General features: G+C 48.8%; 13 protein-coding genes and 1 pseudogene. 7 read left to right on the forward strand and 7 right to left on the reverse strand.

Going from position 1 to position 14580, the window contains the following annotated elements; genetic code table 11:
* Positions 1–6: 6 nt before the first annotated feature.
* From ACLTXB_RS12950 to ACLTXB_RS12970, 5 genes are all read right to left on the reverse strand, one after another.
* Complete coding sequence (locus ACLTXB_RS12950; RefSeq protein ID WP_428227287.1) at positions 7–1767, reverse strand: potassium-transporting ATPase subunit KdpA; 1761 nt, start codon at positions 1765–1767, stop codon at positions 7–9.
* Positions 1768–1798: 31 nt separating this feature from the next.
* Positions 1799–1876, reverse strand: coding sequence for a K(+)-transporting ATPase subunit F (gene kdpF / locus ACLTXB_RS12955; RefSeq protein ID WP_428227299.1), 78 nt, complete (start codon positions 1874–1876; stop codon positions 1799–1801).
* 443 nt (positions 1877–2319) lie between these two features.
* Positions 2320–4989 (reverse strand): DUF4118 domain-containing protein, encoded by a 2670-nt coding sequence (locus ACLTXB_RS12960; RefSeq protein ID WP_428227288.1) that lies wholly within the window; start codon positions 4987–4989, stop codon positions 2320–2322.
* A 134-nt stretch (positions 4990–5123) separates the two neighbouring features.
* The gene (locus ACLTXB_RS12965; RefSeq protein WP_428227289.1) at positions 5124–5660 is read right to left on the reverse strand and encodes a macro domain-containing protein; all 537 of its coding nucleotides are present in this window, start codon (positions 5658–5660) and stop codon (positions 5124–5126) included.
* Between the two features lie 14 nt (positions 5661–5674).
* Positions 5675–7072: a Na+/H+ antiporter NhaC family protein gene (locus ACLTXB_RS12970; RefSeq protein ID WP_428227290.1), complete on the reverse strand. Its 1398-nt coding sequence runs from the start codon at positions 7070–7072 to the stop codon at positions 5675–5677.
* 526 nt (positions 7073–7598) lie between these two features.
* On the opposite strand from ACLTXB_RS12970, the pseudogene ACLTXB_RS12975 reads away from it, so the two are divergent.
* Positions 7599–7786 (forward strand): annotated as a pseudogene (locus ACLTXB_RS12975) (DNA-binding protein); the annotation flags it as partial.
* A gap of 340 nt (positions 7787–8126) precedes the next feature.
* Here ACLTXB_RS12975 and ACLTXB_RS12980 read toward each other — a convergent pair.
* The gene (locus ACLTXB_RS12980) at positions 8127–9200 is read right to left on the reverse strand and encodes a DUF6076 domain-containing protein (RefSeq protein WP_428227291.1); all 1074 of its coding nucleotides are present in this window, start codon (positions 9198–9200) and stop codon (positions 8127–8129) included.
* Between the two features lie 131 nt (positions 9201–9331).
* Here ACLTXB_RS12980 and ACLTXB_RS12985 point away from each other — a divergent pair, with 131 nt between their 5' ends.
* The 4 genes from ACLTXB_RS12985 to mobP3 all read left to right on the forward strand — a co-directional run bounded on the left by ACLTXB_RS12985 (position 9332) and on the right by mobP3 (position 12694).
* The gene (locus ACLTXB_RS12985; protein WP_428227292.1) at positions 9332–9547 is read left to right on the forward strand and encodes a helix-turn-helix domain-containing protein; all 216 of its coding nucleotides are present in this window, start codon (positions 9332–9334) and stop codon (positions 9545–9547) included.
* Positions 9544–10200, forward strand: coding sequence for a helix-turn-helix domain-containing protein (locus ACLTXB_RS12990; RefSeq protein ID WP_428227293.1), 657 nt, complete (start codon positions 9544–9546; stop codon positions 10198–10200). Before ACLTXB_RS12985 ends, ACLTXB_RS12990 begins: the two co-directional genes overlap by 4 nt.
* Before the next feature lie 305 nt (positions 10201–10505).
* Positions 10506–10916, forward strand: a complete 411-nt coding sequence (locus ACLTXB_RS12995; RefSeq protein ID WP_428227294.1) for a hypothetical protein — start codon at positions 10506–10508, stop codon at positions 10914–10916.
* Positions 10913–12694, forward strand: a complete 1782-nt coding sequence (gene mobP3 / locus ACLTXB_RS13000) for a MobP3 family relaxase (RefSeq protein ID WP_428227295.1) — start codon at positions 10913–10915, stop codon at positions 12692–12694. The genes ACLTXB_RS12995 and mobP3 overlap by 4 nt, the downstream gene beginning before the upstream one ends.
* A 40-nt stretch (positions 12695–12734) precedes the next feature.
* Here mobP3 and ACLTXB_RS13005 read toward each other — a convergent pair whose 3' ends face one another.
* On the reverse strand, positions 12735–13352 hold the full coding sequence (locus tag ACLTXB_RS13005; protein WP_428227296.1) for a Fic/DOC family protein: 618 nt from the start codon (positions 13350–13352) through the stop codon (positions 12735–12737).
* A 393-nt stretch (positions 13353–13745) separates the two neighbouring features.
* Here ACLTXB_RS13005 and ACLTXB_RS13010 point away from each other — a divergent pair, with 393 nt between their 5' ends.
* Together ACLTXB_RS13010 and ACLTXB_RS13015 are read left to right on the forward strand one after the other, a co-directional pair.
* A complete protein-coding gene (locus tag ACLTXB_RS13010; protein WP_428227297.1) occupies positions 13746–14039 on the forward strand; it encodes a hypothetical protein in 294 nt (97 codons plus the stop codon).
* Positions 14040–14043: 4 nt separating this feature from the next.
* Positions 14044–14580: site-specific integrase (locus ACLTXB_RS13015; RefSeq protein WP_428227298.1), on the forward strand; the 537-nt coding region annotated here is incomplete at its 3' end.

Here is a 14580-nt window from a genome sequence, read left to right on the forward strand (position 1 = left end):
TCCTCCTTAGCCCCAAAGGGTCAGATGTTCAGCAATGGGGCCCAGCGCCAGCGCCGGGAAGAATGTCAGCGCAGCAAAGATATACACCACGAACACAAGAATCACAGCAAAACTTACGGTACTGGTCCGCAGCGTGCCAGCAGACTCGTTAACATAGTTCTTCTTCATCAGCGAGCCTGCAATGGCCAATTGAATCACGATGGGCAGATACCGCCCCAGGAACATGACAATACCGGTGGTAATGTTCCAGAAGTAGGTATTATCTGCCAGCCCTTCAAATCCGGATCCGTTATTCGCTGCAGAGGAGGCGTATTCATACAGCACCTGGCTCAAGCCGTGGAATCCGGGATTGGTAATGCCTGCCTGACCGGCGGCCGTCGCCACCGCCAGAGCAGAGAAAGCCAGAATCAGCAACGGGTGGATAATGATGGCCAATGCGGTAAGCTTCATCTCACGTCCCTCAATCTTCTTACCAAGATATTCGGGAGTACGCCCTACCATTAGACCGCAGATGAACACCGCCAGGATGGCGTACAAAATCATATTCATCAGGCCAACACCCTTGCCGCCGAAGACACAGTTGAGCATCATATGCAGCAGGGGGACCATGCCACCCAGGGGAGTCAGGGTGTCGTGCATGTTGTTGACGGTTCCGGTGGTAAAGGAGGTGGTAACCGTGGTGAACATAGCCGACTGCGGAATACCGAACCGGACTTCCTTGCCCTCCATGCTGCCCATGGACTGATTCAGACCAATCTGGGCCAAGAGGGGGTTGCCCTGGCTTTCCGACCAATAGCACAGGCTCAGGCCAACCAGGAACAAAATACCCATGGCAAGGAAAATGCTGCGGCCCTCGCGTCCATAAATCTTAGCAGTGATGCCCTCACGGTGCTCAGGCAGTGCATTATCGGGAGCCAGCTTAGCCAGATGCTCTTTCCGGCTGTCGCCGACCATCTTGCCGAAGGTAATGACGCAGGCGCCGGGCAGCAGCATCATGGAGTAGAGCTCCATAAGATTGGAGAGGATCGTGGGGTTCTCCAGCGGGGTGCTGGAGTTGGCACCCAGGAAGCCGCCGCCGTTAGTTCCCAAGTGCTTAATGATCTCCAGTGCAGCAATGGGACCCATGGCGATGGTCTGGAAGGTACCCTCCAGCGTCTTGACCACTACATTGCTGTCAAAGTTCTGGGGCACGCCCTGCCAAACCAGCAGCAGTCCGCCTACGATGGAGAAGGGGATCAAGATACGGGTAGTGATCCGGACTAGATCCACAAAAAAGTTGCCCACATTGTCCTTGGTCTTGCCCGCCAGGCCGCGGATAAAGGCCACACAGGCGGCATAGCCAGTCGCAGCGGAGACGAACATCATAAAGATAATGACCAGCATCTGGGACAGATAGCTCAGGCCGCTTTCACCGGAGTAGTGCTGCAGGTTGGTGTTGGTCATAAAACTGATAATCGTGTTAAAGGACAGAGTGGGCTCCATGCCTTCAATACCGTTGGGGTTAAAAAACGGAATACTCTGGATACGCAAGATCAGATAACCAATGCCAATCATGACTGCGTTGGTCCCGATCAGGGCCAGCACATATTGCTTCCAATTCATTCCCTTGTCGGGGTTGACCCCACCAATCTTATAAATCACCCCATCCACCCGGTCAAATACCGGGTCTGCAAAGGTATGCTTTCCAGCGGCGATATGATACATATACCGCCCTACTGGAATGACAATTATCAAATAAATGAGAATTGTCAGTACCAGCTGTAACATAAGTAATTCCTCCTAAACTGTATCTTCCTCTTTAAAACCGATCTGGGTGGGCCAGGGCATAGACCAGATACCCACCCAGAAGCAGAACAATAATGCCAAGCAAAATCATAACAGTTCCTCCCACTTGATTATTCTTGTTCCTCAACTTGCTTCTGACACCACTTTACCAGAAGCCATACCAGTCCAAATGAGATCAGTAAGGTTCCAATCATGAGCAGATCCATCATGTTTAAAACTCCCTTCTTTACTGGATGTGAGAAACCTCTCTAGACCGCTTCGTATGTGATATTGCCATGTGAATCAACTTTTTTACACCGCACAACAGCAAAAGCAGTCCAATTATGCTTCCCGCCATTATCAGCCGGATTACCATGTATTCCGCCATTTCGCTTTTCTCCTTTCTTTGCGTCCCAACCGCAAAACAAGTACTCATCCGTTTTGCTTACCTAGGATACCCCACGGCGTAATAAATAGGGATTAAGGAAAGCTGATTGACATTAACATAGCATTAATGCAGCTTTGCTTTTTAAATGCCCCAGTGGTCGCTTTTCCCTATTTGGGATATACAACTGGCAAGGAAAATTGGAACATTGTCCCAGACGGTTTGTGATCCGATACCGTAATTTTTCCTCCGTGCATCGCCACAATCGCTTGACAGAGATTCAGTCCCAGACCGAGACCTCTCTGACAGTCTGCCTTTCCCTGTCCTGCCGTATAAAACAAATCAAACAAATGCTTTTTGGCGCTGTCCGGAATACCGGGGCCATCGTCTGAAACTATAATCTGTACCTTATCCCCTACCTGTAGTCCCCTCAGTTCAATATGCGAACCCTTGGGGGTATACTGAATGGCATTGTTCATAATATTGATGAGCACACGCTGAATCAACCGTATATTCATTGTTGCCATTAATGTATCATTGTCCAATTGGACGGAAATCTGGTGATCTGCCGCCCTGCGGTCCAAATGGCGTATGACACTCTCGAACAATTCATCCAGCAATTCAGGACTGGTTTTAAAAGCTTCCTTATCGGTTCCCAGATGAGTGGCAATCAGTAGGTTCTCTGTCATATTGATGAGCCAGTTGGTATCATCATATATAGAGGTATAGAGCGTCTTTCGAGCAGCCTGATCCAGTAATCTCTCCTCCTGCATCAACATCCCTGCGCTTCCGCTGATATTGGTCAGCGGGGTACGGAGATCATGAGACACTGCCCGCAGCAAATTAGCCTGGAGTCGTTCTTTCTGAGCTTGAAGCTCTGCCCGGTTTCGTTCCTCCTGCAGACGAATTCGCTCTTGACTCAAGCCACACTCACTTAAAATTGCAATCATCAAGTTTTTTTCAAACGCATCTGGGACAGAATACCCTACGATGGGGATTCCCACAATCCCCATCACACCTTGCGCTCCTCTGACTGACAGGAACAACCATTTCGCGTCCGGCAGCGTATTTGTAGTTGCCCCTGCATGCTTATTGTTCTTCTGTACCCACTTAGCTACACCAATATCTTCAGAATTTAATCCGGTCAAAATGCTTTTTTCATCTTCCGGTTCAATCCGAAAATTCAAGGTTCCTTCTGCTTCATTCAGCGCATAGAGAATAGGACGGTCGTACATCCGATTTAGCTGCTCTGCCGCAAGGTGCAGGCAATCCCACTCTGTACGCCCCTTTTGCAATTTCTGACTACTCTCCAGCAGAAGCTCTGTATAATAACTTTTTTCCGCAGCCAAACGTGCCTGTGCCTTCACTCGGCTAGCCAAAGAACTGGCAATAATACTGGAAAAGAGCATAATTAGAAATGTGACTGGGTAACTGGGGTCATAGGCCTGAAATGTAAACCGTGGAACTGTAAAAAAGTAATTGAATGCCGCAACACTTAATAGAGAGGCAATCGCTCCGTAAAAGTGTCCGCCAGTCCAAACTGCTGTAAGCAGCACTCCCAAGATATACACTGTAATAATATTTGACTCGCTGAATCCTGCGTAAAAAAATCCAAAGCCCACCGCAGTCGATAAAATTAGAGATAACAGCATAATAGCAGTATCCTTCCAGCTGAACCTCGAACCGGATATCCGAATTCTGCCCATACGCTTTTTATACAAGGGCTGGTGGTCTGGGATAATATAAACATCCAGGTCTGTTAATTCGATCAATCGATCTGCCAAGCTTTTTTTCCCGGTAATAAAATTCTGCTTATGGTTAATACGGCCCATCACGATTTTGGTCACACCGCTAACCCGAGCATATTCCGCAATCTGCTCCGCAGGATCCGCACCATAGACGGTCGCAATCTGTGCTCCCAACTGCTCAGCCAAACGCAGGTTTCCGCGAAGGCGTTTCAGATTCTCTCCAGAAAGTTCTTTTGTTTCCGGTGTCTGAACAAACAGCGCCGTAAACCCGCTATGAAAGGCTTCCGCCATACGCGCTGCCGTCCGGATTACCTTGGCGTTTGACGGGGCAGATGACAAACAAATTAAAATATGTTCTCCAGCCTTGGCGCTTTTTCCTTTTCCTGCCTGAAGGGCTGTACGATTTAGCTGGTCCGCAGTACGACGCATCGCAATTTCACGCAGCGCAGCCAGATTCTCTGTGGTGAAGAAATTCTGAAGCGCCTGCTTTGCCTGGCGCTCTCGATATACTTTTCCTGCCTGAAGCCGTTTTACCAATTCATCTGGTTCAATATCCACCAATTCAACTTGATTGGCCCGGTCAAAAACATGATCTGGTATCCGCTCATTTACTGCGATTCCAGTAATTGATGATACCAAATCATTCAGCGACTCCAAATGCTGCACATTCACTGTTGTATACACATTGATTCCGGCCTGAAGCAATTCTTCCACATCTTGATACCGCTTTGTGTGCCGACATCCCTGTGCATTATTGTGAGCCAACTCGTCTACCAAAATCAGCTGTGGCTTTCTTTGCAGAGCTTGATCCAAATCAAATTCCTTTAGTTTGATCCCACGGTAGTCGATCTCTTTGCAGGGCAAAACCTCCAGCCCGTCCAGAAGTGCCAATGTGTCCGGCCTAGCATGCGGCTCTACATAGCCCACTACAACATTGATTCCCTCTTTTTGCGCCTGATGGGCCGCCTCAAGCATTGCGTAGGTTTTGCCAACCCCTGCGGCATAACCAAAGAATATCTTTAGCCTACCGGGAGAAACTGAATCTTCGGAAAAAGACGATGCATATTCCTGGTTTCTTTTTTCTTCACCCATATGCATTTTCCTCCTGACTTTCATCAAAAATACACTTTTTATTTTATCGTATCATGGCTAGTACTATGAAATTATAAATAATTCGTCCATGCTATTAAGATGGGATAAAGGCCGTAAAAAACCGGACGCCAAAACTATTTGGCGTCCGGTTCATATTTGTCTGTCTCACTCCACGCTAAAATGCGCTTGGCCATAGCATAAATTCCTGGTTTATAGAGAACCAGAACCACATCCAACTCGGGATGGCGATCTACAAAATCAGAAATTGCTTTCCCCGCTATCCGAATCGCCTCTTCTCGTGGGATATGGTACTCGCCCGAAAAGATCAGGGGAAATGCAATACTTTTACAGTTACAAGCCTGTGCTCTGGCCATAGCCCGACGGTAGCAATCCTCAAGAAGCATGCGTTCTCGCTCCGTCCCGCCATACCAATTTGTCCCTGCCACATGAATAATATACCGGGCTGGCAGTCCAAAAGAAGGTGTCACGGCAGAATGCCCGATTGCACAGTGCCCAATTCTTTGGCAAGCCTGTTCCAGTTTTACAGTATCCGCAGCCGAAAAAATTGCTTCGCAAATTCCTGGCGTTCGAGTGAGTTCGGTGTTTGCTGCGTTAACAATGGCATCAGTAGCGACATTCACGATATTTCCCTGCCTTAGATAATACGACATTTAAATTCCATCCCCTACATGAGCATACCACATGCCAAATAACCAACCGCAGAAATTCCCGTTGCACACAGTGCATAAGGAATCTGCGAAAGAGCATGATCCATATTCTCCATCTTACAGCAGCTGGAGGTCAAAACTGTTGCATCCGAATAAAAACAGGCGTGGCTGCCCAATGTTGCTCCAGACACAATCGCGCCCATAACCAAAACCAGATTTGCATCCACGCTCTGTGCCAGAGGAAGTAGAATTGGTGCTACAATAGCTGGGATTCCCCATACACTGCCTGTCGAAAAATTTAAAAGCGCCACCACTAGGAAGGTAACCAAAGGAAAAATTACCGCATTGATGTAGGGCTGCATCAAGGTAATGATATAATTTGCAATTCCAATATCAGACATTGCCTCTTGCATCACAAAAGCAAAGAAAATAATTGCCACTGTAGGAATCATATTGCAGAAACCGTGCATAGAAAGATCACAAAATTTTGTAAAGCTCATCTTACCGCGAGGAATGTAGAGTATAAAGCATACACCTATTGCAGCTACAACTGCCAAAAATAATTCCCCAGAAAAAATAGCCAACGCAATTAGCACGCCTACTGGCAAAACAAAATCGATAATGTTCCCCTGTGACTGGAATTCCGACTCGTCATCTTCTTCATTGAGCGCAGCACTCTCAGGAGAGTAGACTTTTCCAGTTTCCCGCAGTCGTCGGTACGCCGTTCTCATTCGTCCAATTTTAGGAACGAAGCCCATAATAAATAATGGCACAATAATTACCGCTGCAATTGCATAAAATGTAAACGGTATAACATGATAAAAAGTCTCCATTGCAGATCCATACCCTAGATCTGCTACGCCCGGTTGGGCAAAAAATAAGCCTGAAAAGAAAATGGCCCAAGTAGAAAACGGTAGAATTGCACACACTGGTGCACCCGTGGAATCTATAATATAGGATAAAGCTTCTCTAGGGACTTTCCGCTGGTCGGTAAGCTTTTTCATACAGGTGCTCAATGTCATAATATTTAAGTAGTCATCTACAAAAATTAGGATACCCATAATCCATGTAACCAGCATGGTAGATTTCGGCCCTCGGCAAAGTCGCCCCAAAATTTTGGTGAATCCAAGGGTACCATGAGAAGCCCCCAACAAGGTAATCAGGCTTCCAAAAAGTGCACATACCAAAAATACCCACTGATGAGAGTAGTCGGTAGCCACGCGGAAAAAGGCATCCATCCAGTCGGACGGGATATGGCCTAAGGCATCTACACCTTCTACGGGAAGTAATGCCGCATTTGTTATAACGTAGGTAAGCATCGTACCAAAAATCAATGACTCTAATGTGCGTTTTGTTTTTAATGCAAAGACAATAACCAACAGGACTGGAACCAAAGTCCAAACTCCATAGTCCATAAAAACCACTCCTGCAATCGCCTAGTAGGCTGTTTTGTGTGGTTATCATATGTCCTATTTGATAAAAAGTGCATTAACCTTGCCATATCTGTATAAGGAAATTATTAAGGTCTTTATGTGCTCACATTTTCACACCATATGCCGCTAAAGGTAATTGGTTCAAAATGTGAATAAACTCTCTAATGCAGCATTGACATAGATTGAATGTCCTGTTAATATCAAAGCATGATAAATAATTGTAATCATGTTGCACCGAGCTACGGGTCCTAAGACAGTTATCTTTGAGTCACCAAATTGCCGGGCGCATAAGAAGAACACGAAACCATGCAGTTTCCTGCTGGTCACCGTGTTCTTCTCGTGCGCCCGGTTTTTCTTTTCCCCAGTCAACTACACTCTAAAAATTCTCAAAAACAGGTTATTAAACGGTCTTCTTCCTCCCCATACGATTGGAAGTCATATCACACCTACAGTTCCCCGGCCAAAAATCAGCAAGACAGAAAACAGGAGAACGATAGAGGAGGTACGCATGCAAGAATCAGGTTTTAAAAGCTACGATGAACTGCCGCTGTTTCTCAATGCCAAAACGGTGCAAAGGTGTTGGGCGTGTCACCGTCCAGTGCTTTCGAGCTCATGCACGAGCCGTACTTTCCAGTGCTGCGGGTGAGCAACCATTTGGTAGTGCCAAAGGAACAATTCATTCAATGGGTCGCAGAACAACTCTCTGAACTCAATCATCGAGGGCTGCTGGATCAACAAATGGTTCCTGTATTCAAAAACACCGGCAAGAATTTTTTCTCTCTACCCAATAAACTCTTTTTCCTGAACATTGGTCACGGTGCCATCACGGTCTACGTCTACCTGCTCTACTGTGAGGACCGCCGCACGCATCAGTGCCATTCCAGCTACCGCACGATTGCCGCAGCGGTGCATCTTATGGTACTTTATCTCTCAGCATGGTATAGCAGGCACTTTTTGATACAGTGTATAACAAAGAAATACTTTTCGGACACAATCCATATGGCCGGCAGGTTAGTTCCTGCCGGCCTGTATTTTGTTACAGAGTTTCTAACTGTTTTTTTAATTCCTCGTCACTCAACTCCCCGCTTTCAGAGCGCCTTAGCAGATCCTGTGCTCTGGCTACAGCGGAGTTCCACTCATCCACACTAATCTTTCTACGGTTCTTCCTCTGTTTCAAACGGTTATAGGTACGGTCATATTCCACCTGGGCCGGAGTGCGGTTCGCTTTGCCCTGGGCCTCCTTCCGGTGAGCACCTACCTTCCGGCAGGTGCGCTCTGCCTCACCTGGAGCAATGCTGTTACAGTAGCAGGTGTTGTAGCCTGCAGTCAGGAGAAAATATTTTCCGCAGTTGTGACAGCGGCGCGGCACATTCCCCACAGCCAGCCCTCGGTAGAACTCCACTTCCAAAAAGCTTATCAGACCAGAGAACTCCGTCCGTTCTGCCAAAATAATTTTGTCTGCGCCCGTGGGAGACATCATGGGGACAAAAGCTACTTTAAGAGGGAAGCAGTGATCGAAAGGCTCCTCGTCGTGGTTTATAACCTTGGCTGTCATCATGTCGCTGTAAAACTGAAAGACACCTACTGCGTAGGCCTCGGAATTTCTCCGCTCCAAGGGTTCAAAGTAGCTGTCCAGCATCAGAGAAATCTGTTTCCGAAACACACGCAGGATTTCTGTTATACCGACTATGCCACGCAAACGCATTTCTACTTCTGCTCTAGCTTCACTGGGTAGATAACGAACCCCACCCCAAAATGTTTCCAGTAGATCAGCGTTTTGGAAAAGGGGCTGTGACCAGTCGATATTTAGGTCTCGATAGACCGGAAGTGCGGACACCAGAAGCCAAACTTCCTGTAGTTTTTTCTGTGCTCGCTCCACAGATTCCAGCGTGTTTTCCTGCCACACAGATTGTATGGCGTGATAAACATCCAGCAGACTTTGATCAAGCCGAAGCAATTCCCGCTCCTCCAAGTTCAAAATGTCTACCATACACTGCCCAATCGGATATTCATGTTCACCAACAAAAATGCGGTCACTGTAGAAAAGTGCCGTAAAGGCATCTACTGAATCCGTAAAAATGTCCTCTGTATCAAGTGACTCGTTTTTCATGTGGCCTCCTGTTTGTAGCCGATAGACTTTTGGGATTTACCCAACCTGCCCCAAAACCATTGAACTCTTGTTTGTGCTTTGTTACCATCGTATCAGATAGAATCAAATAAGTCAATCGGAGGCGATAATGCATGAAAAAATCAGTCTACAAAAGCTATGATGATCTGCTGCTGTTTCTCAATTCGGAAATGGTGGCGCAGGTACTGGGCGTGTCACCTTCCAGTGCGTATGAGTTAATGCATGAACCAGGCTTCCCAGTGCTGCGCATTGGGAGACGTATGGTGGTACCCAAGGAACAGTTCATCCAATGGGTGACGGAACACACGGAGGGAGGAAACTGCAAATGAATATCCTTTTCCGTCAGCGTGACTCCAAACAATGCCGCTTCCAAATGCCAAACGATGTTTGGAAGTGGGAACTAAAGCCACAGGGGTTTGCTATTCTTGCCTATCTCTGCTATCTCCATACTCATCACAGAAATTTTGCTGTACCAGGCGCGGATCAGATTGCAGCCCAATTGCACATGAGTGTGGACATGGCTATGGAACAGCTCGATCAACTGAACCATCGCGGACTGATCAATGAAAACGGGGTTCCCATGTTCGAGAATGCCGGCAAGAACTTTTTCTCTCTGCCCAATGAGTTGTTCTTCCTGAACACCGGCCATGGTGCGATCACAGTCTATGCCTATCTGCTCTACTGTGAAGACCGACGCACGCATCAATGCCATCCCAGTTACCGCACCATCTCGGAAGCTGTGCATCTTACGGTGGCTACCGTGATGAAGCACATCGCAAGGCTGGCGGACAGACAGTTCATCACGGTGGAGAACACGACCTACATCGACAAACAGGGGATGAAACGAAATGGCAACAACCTGTACACCATCCTGCCAATCCAAGCGGCCATGGACCATTGTTATCAGCAGCAGATGCTTCGATTGGAAGAACGGACGCTCATGCAGCAACAGAGCAAGAATCCCCTTCGTAGCCCGCTGTAAGGCGCTGTGTGCCCTCTTTCGAAACAGGGATGGTCCCCTCCACATCAGAGGCTTTCAAGGCAGATTTTGGCCGCTGCCGGGCTTGAAGAAAAAGCGCAGGGCATATATGAAAAAAAGCAGGAGAAACTGCCGGGGTCATGTGCCCCTCGGCAGAGCCACAACTGCCCGCAGTGCGGGCAGTTTCAGGGGGTGGACGGGGGCGTTCCGAAAACAAAATTTTTCCCATTAGGGCGTTGCCCCGGCATAAAACCCACGAATTGTAAGAAAGTTCAGGGCGTTCCTACGAAAAAAGGAGGTTTCAAAGTATGGTTATCGGGAAAGAGAAATTTGCCCTCTGGATTACGCCGGAGGCTAAAAGAGAAGTAGAAACTCACTACAAACAGGACAACTGCAAAAGCCAGAGTGAATACATAGAAAAGGCCGTCCGGTTCTACTCCGGCTACCTGGACACGAAACACGCGGAAACCTATCTGCCCCGTGTCCTCTCCGACGTGCTGGAGGGGAAGCTTGGTTCCTTCGGAAAACGCGTGGGCCACCTGCTGTTCAAGCAGGCGGTGGACCAGGATATCATGGCGAACCTGGTTGCCTATCTGAGCAATGTAGATCTGGATCAGTTACAAAAACTCCGGGTCCGCTGTGTGAAAAATGTGAAAGAGACCAACGGAGAAATTGATTTCGAGGATGCGTTCCGGTTCCAAAAGGAGATTACGGAATGAACGGCCTCATTCAAAAGTCCGGCTATATCAAGCCAGGCAGTGGCGGTGGATGTTATGCCGAGTACATTGCCACACGGGATGGCGTAGAAATGATTGAACCTGCGGCGAGTGGCTACCTGGAATACATGGCCGAGCGTCCCCGCTCTCATGGTCTATTCGCTGCGGACGGTGCTGCGGATCTGGAGCAAACTATGGAAGAGATCAATGCACACGCTGGTCCGGTATGGACCTTTGTCTATTCTCTGAAGCGAGAAGATGCTGCACGGTTGGGTTACGAAAACGGTGATAGCTGGCGCAGATTGCTGCTGGCTCATCAGACAGAGCTGGCAACGGCGATGAAAATTCCGCCCAGCAGCTTTCGGTGGTGCGCTGCCTTCCACGATGAGAAGCACCACCCACACATTCACATGATGGCATGGTCCAATGATCCAAAGCAGGGTTACCTGACCGAGCGCGGCATTGAGCAGATGCGCTCTCAACTGTCCAATGACATTTTTCAGGACGAGCTGCTGTCCCTGTATCAGCAAAAGGATATCTCCTATCAGGAGGTGCGGGACACGGCTATGGAAGCCATGGGTCGGCTCATCCGGGAAATGAAGTCCGGCCTATGTGACAGTCCGGTCATTGCGGAGCAGGTGGAAATGCTGTCTGTAATGTTGTCGGAGGTCAAAGGTAAAAGGGTGTACGGCTATTTGAGAAAGCCAGTAAAGGCCCAGGTGGATGCCATTGTGGATGAACTGGCCAAGCTCCCGGAAGTGGCGGAGTGCTATGACCACTGGAACCGGCTGCGGGATGAACTGGAACGGTACTACAAGGACACGCCGAGAGAACACAAACCACTGTCTCAGCAGCAAGAGTTCAAAGCTATCAAGAACATGGTCATCCGGGAGGCGGACCATCTCCAGCTGGGTGTATTCACCTTCGAGGATGCGCAGATGAAGGATGAGGTGGATGAGGATCAGGACGCCGTGCTTCATGCCTGGTCATCCCAGTGGGAGATGGCGGAGACCTATCAGAACGCAAAAGAAATCCTTTCGGTCTATGAAAACACAGAGGAAGAAAAAGCGGAACAGGTGCAAGTGCTGGAGCAGCTCTGGAGTTCAGGTTTCACCGTTGCTGCGCATCAGCTGGGCAAGTGCTGGCGGGATGGCCTTGGCGTTCTTCCGGATGACAAAAAAGCGGAGCTGTGGTTTCAATGTGGCGCGGAAGCTGGTCATGACTTCTCCCAGTATGCGCTGGGCAAGCTGCTGCAAAGTCAGAAGAGAATCAACGAAGCCGTGTCCTGGTATGAGAAAGCGGTAGAGCTGGGCGATCCGTATGCCGCTTATCAGCTTGGCAAACTCTATCTCCAGGGAGAGCAGGTGCAAAAGGATGTGGCTAAGGCGCTGGAGTATCTGACCCAATCTGCCGAACAGGGCAACCAGTACGCGCAGTACACCTTGGGTAAGCTGTACCTGACAGGGGAAGAAGTGGCGCAGGATCAGGAGCAGGCATACAACTGGCTCTGGGAGTCTGCATCCCAGGGAAACGAGTATGCACAGTTCCTTCTGGATCACTTTGACGACAGCCACAGGCCCAATGTGCTCCTTGCCGTCACAAGCTTGCTCCACCACATGGGCTGGATCTTCCAGGACAACTCCGTGCCGCCTGCCGTCCCGACGGGTCAGCAGATGGATCGAAAACTCAGGCGGAAGATCCAAGAGAAGAAGATTGCGATGGGCCACAAGCCGGATGACCATGAGGAGGAGCAGACTATGGGCGGCATGACCATGGGATAAAAATACCGGGCAGTCCGAAACTGCCCGGTAAATGTGCAAATTATGAAAGGTCAATTTCCATACTCATATGCGGGATCTGAATTGCATCTTCAAAGAAATCAATTAGCTGATCCATAACCCCTTGTGCCGCATAAATCGTAGCAATCATAAATGTGTCCGGGTCCACATCTGCTAAGGCAAACTCATAGCCAAGATGCTGAATCCACTGCGCAAAGAAAAGCCGCTGAGTACGGCCATTCCCCTCACGGAAAGGGTGCAGCATGTTGATGGTGTGGTAAAAGTCCGCTACTTCTTCCGCTAACTGCCGATGGGACAATCCGTCTGGATGAAAGGTGCTTAATCGCTTAAAACAGGCGCCCGCACAGGATTCAATCTCATCTGGGGAAACAAATGCCGTACCCTTTTTTGAAATACTGATAGAGCGCACTTGACCAGCCCAATCATAAAGATCGCAAAATAGGAAATGATGAATACGCTTGTAATGATCAAAGTCAAACTCACCCTGGATCGGCTGTTGATCCAACAGGCTTGCCTTGCCCAAAACGACAGCAGCTTCTGTTTCGGCCAATACAGACTCATCCTGTATCCCCAGTTTGTTGATGAGACAGGTTGTTCCGGGATAGCAGCCGTCGGTTATCGCGTCGATACTGTAAGCCATACTACCCCTTCTTCCTGTCGGGTATAACGCGGGCCAGATATTGCTCCAGCGTAATCTCGCCGGAAAGCAACTTGTGACAAAGGTCTTTACAGGTATTTGATACCGAAAATCCTTCCATTTGCAAAGACAGCTCGGCGGATCGAATGGACCGGTCAATGGAGTTGGACATTTGGAAAACCTCCATTACAGAAGTTGGTTGATGTATGCATTGTAACATAAAAGTTCAGCTGTTGTAAACCGAATGCAATGGGCAATTTTAGTACAGTGTATAACAAAGAAAGCTCCCGTGCAAATGATAACAGTTTGATAATTGTGGTCAAAAGCCCTGGCTATTCTCTCGGTTCTTCGGTATTGTGTGTTGCTGAAAAGGAGGCGGTACACATAAACGACTACATGAAAGCCCTGCACCAGCGGTTCTACCGGGAACCGGACTTTAGTGAAATGGACGAGGACATCGAGAAAACCCGTCAGGAGGTACGGGACTGCCTGGACAAGCTGCAGCGACGCAGGCTCATGCATCTGGTGGACACGCAAAACCTGCTGCGGGAGGAGACCTCCCTGGCCAGCTTCACCGCTGGATTCAAACTGGCCTGGGGATTGAGCAAAGAACTGGAGGCGGACGGCCTGTACTCCTTCGATGAGGAGGAGACAGAGCGTGTCTGCCGTCAAGTAGGAAAGGAGGAGTGAGTATATGGGAAAGCGAAGACCATCTGGAGACGGTATGGTGCGCAAGCGGGAAGATGGCCGCTGGGAGGGCCGCATCGTCATCGGCCACAAGGAAAACGGCGACTCCATATTTCGCTACATCTACGCCGACACCCAGAAGGAGCTGACCGTCAAGCTCCGGCAGAACATCAACGCCTATCAGGGCGTGGATCTGACGGAGGGGAGCAGCATGACCTTGTCCCAATGGCTGGACAAGTGGTTGGAGGAATATATCAAAGGGACTGTTCGGGAGAGTACGCTGGAGGGATACCGAAGAGATATCATGAACCATGTCATCCCGTACTTGGGAGAAAAGCAGCTGAGGAAGATTACTGGGGCAGATCTGCGTTCCCTCTATCAAAAACTTCTGGAGCGAGGACGAATGAAAGGTGGAAACCATGCGGCCGGACTGAGTCCAACCACCGTCCACAGCATTCATAACATCGTCCACTACGCGCTGAGAACTGCCGTTGAAAACGGGCTGCTTCCTGTCAATCCTGCCGATGGAGTTATTCCACCAAAG

The organism is Flintibacter sp. (assembly GCF_046973065.1).

Bases quoted from the DNA above. Each gene is read 5' to 3' on its own strand.
- kdpF (WP_428227299.1), bottom strand. From the start codon at position 1,876: ATGATTTTGCTTGGCATTATTGTTCTGCTTCTGGGTGGGTATCTGGTC.
- ACLTXB_RS12990 (WP_428227293.1), top strand. From the start codon at position 9,544: ATGAATATCCTTTTCCGTCAGCGTGACTCCAAACAATGCCGCTTCCAA.
- ACLTXB_RS12980 (WP_428227291.1), bottom strand. From the start codon at position 9,200: ATGAAAAACGAGTCACTTGATACAGAGGACATTTTTACGGATTCAGTA.
- ACLTXB_RS12965 (WP_428227289.1), bottom strand. From the start codon at position 5,660: ATGTCGTATTATCTAAGGCAGGGAAATATCGTGAATGTCGCTACTGAT.
- ACLTXB_RS12995 (WP_428227294.1), top strand. From the start codon at position 10,506: ATGGTTATCGGGAAAGAGAAATTTGCCCTCTGGATTACGCCGGAGGCT.
- ACLTXB_RS12950 (WP_428227287.1), bottom strand. From the start codon at position 1,767: ATGTTACAGCTGGTACTGACAATTCTCATTTATTTGATAATTGTCATT.
- ACLTXB_RS13005 (WP_428227296.1), bottom strand. From the start codon at position 13,352: ATGGCTTACAGTATCGACGCGATAACCGACGGCTGCTATCCCGGAACA.
- ACLTXB_RS12960 (WP_428227288.1), bottom strand. From the start codon at position 4,989: ATGGGTGAAGAAAAAAGAAACCAGGAATATGCATCGTCTTTTTCCGAA.
- ACLTXB_RS13010 (WP_428227297.1), top strand. From the start codon at position 13,746: ATGAAAGCCCTGCACCAGCGGTTCTACCGGGAACCGGACTTTAGTGAA.
- mobP3 (WP_428227295.1), top strand. From the start codon at position 10,913: ATGAACGGCCTCATTCAAAAGTCCGGCTATATCAAGCCAGGCAGTGGC.
- ACLTXB_RS12970 (WP_428227290.1), bottom strand. From the start codon at position 7,072: ATGGACTATGGAGTTTGGACTTTGGTTCCAGTCCTGTTGGTTATTGTC.
- ACLTXB_RS12985 (WP_428227292.1), top strand. From the start codon at position 9,332: ATGAAAAAATCAGTCTACAAAAGCTATGATGATCTGCTGCTGTTTCTC.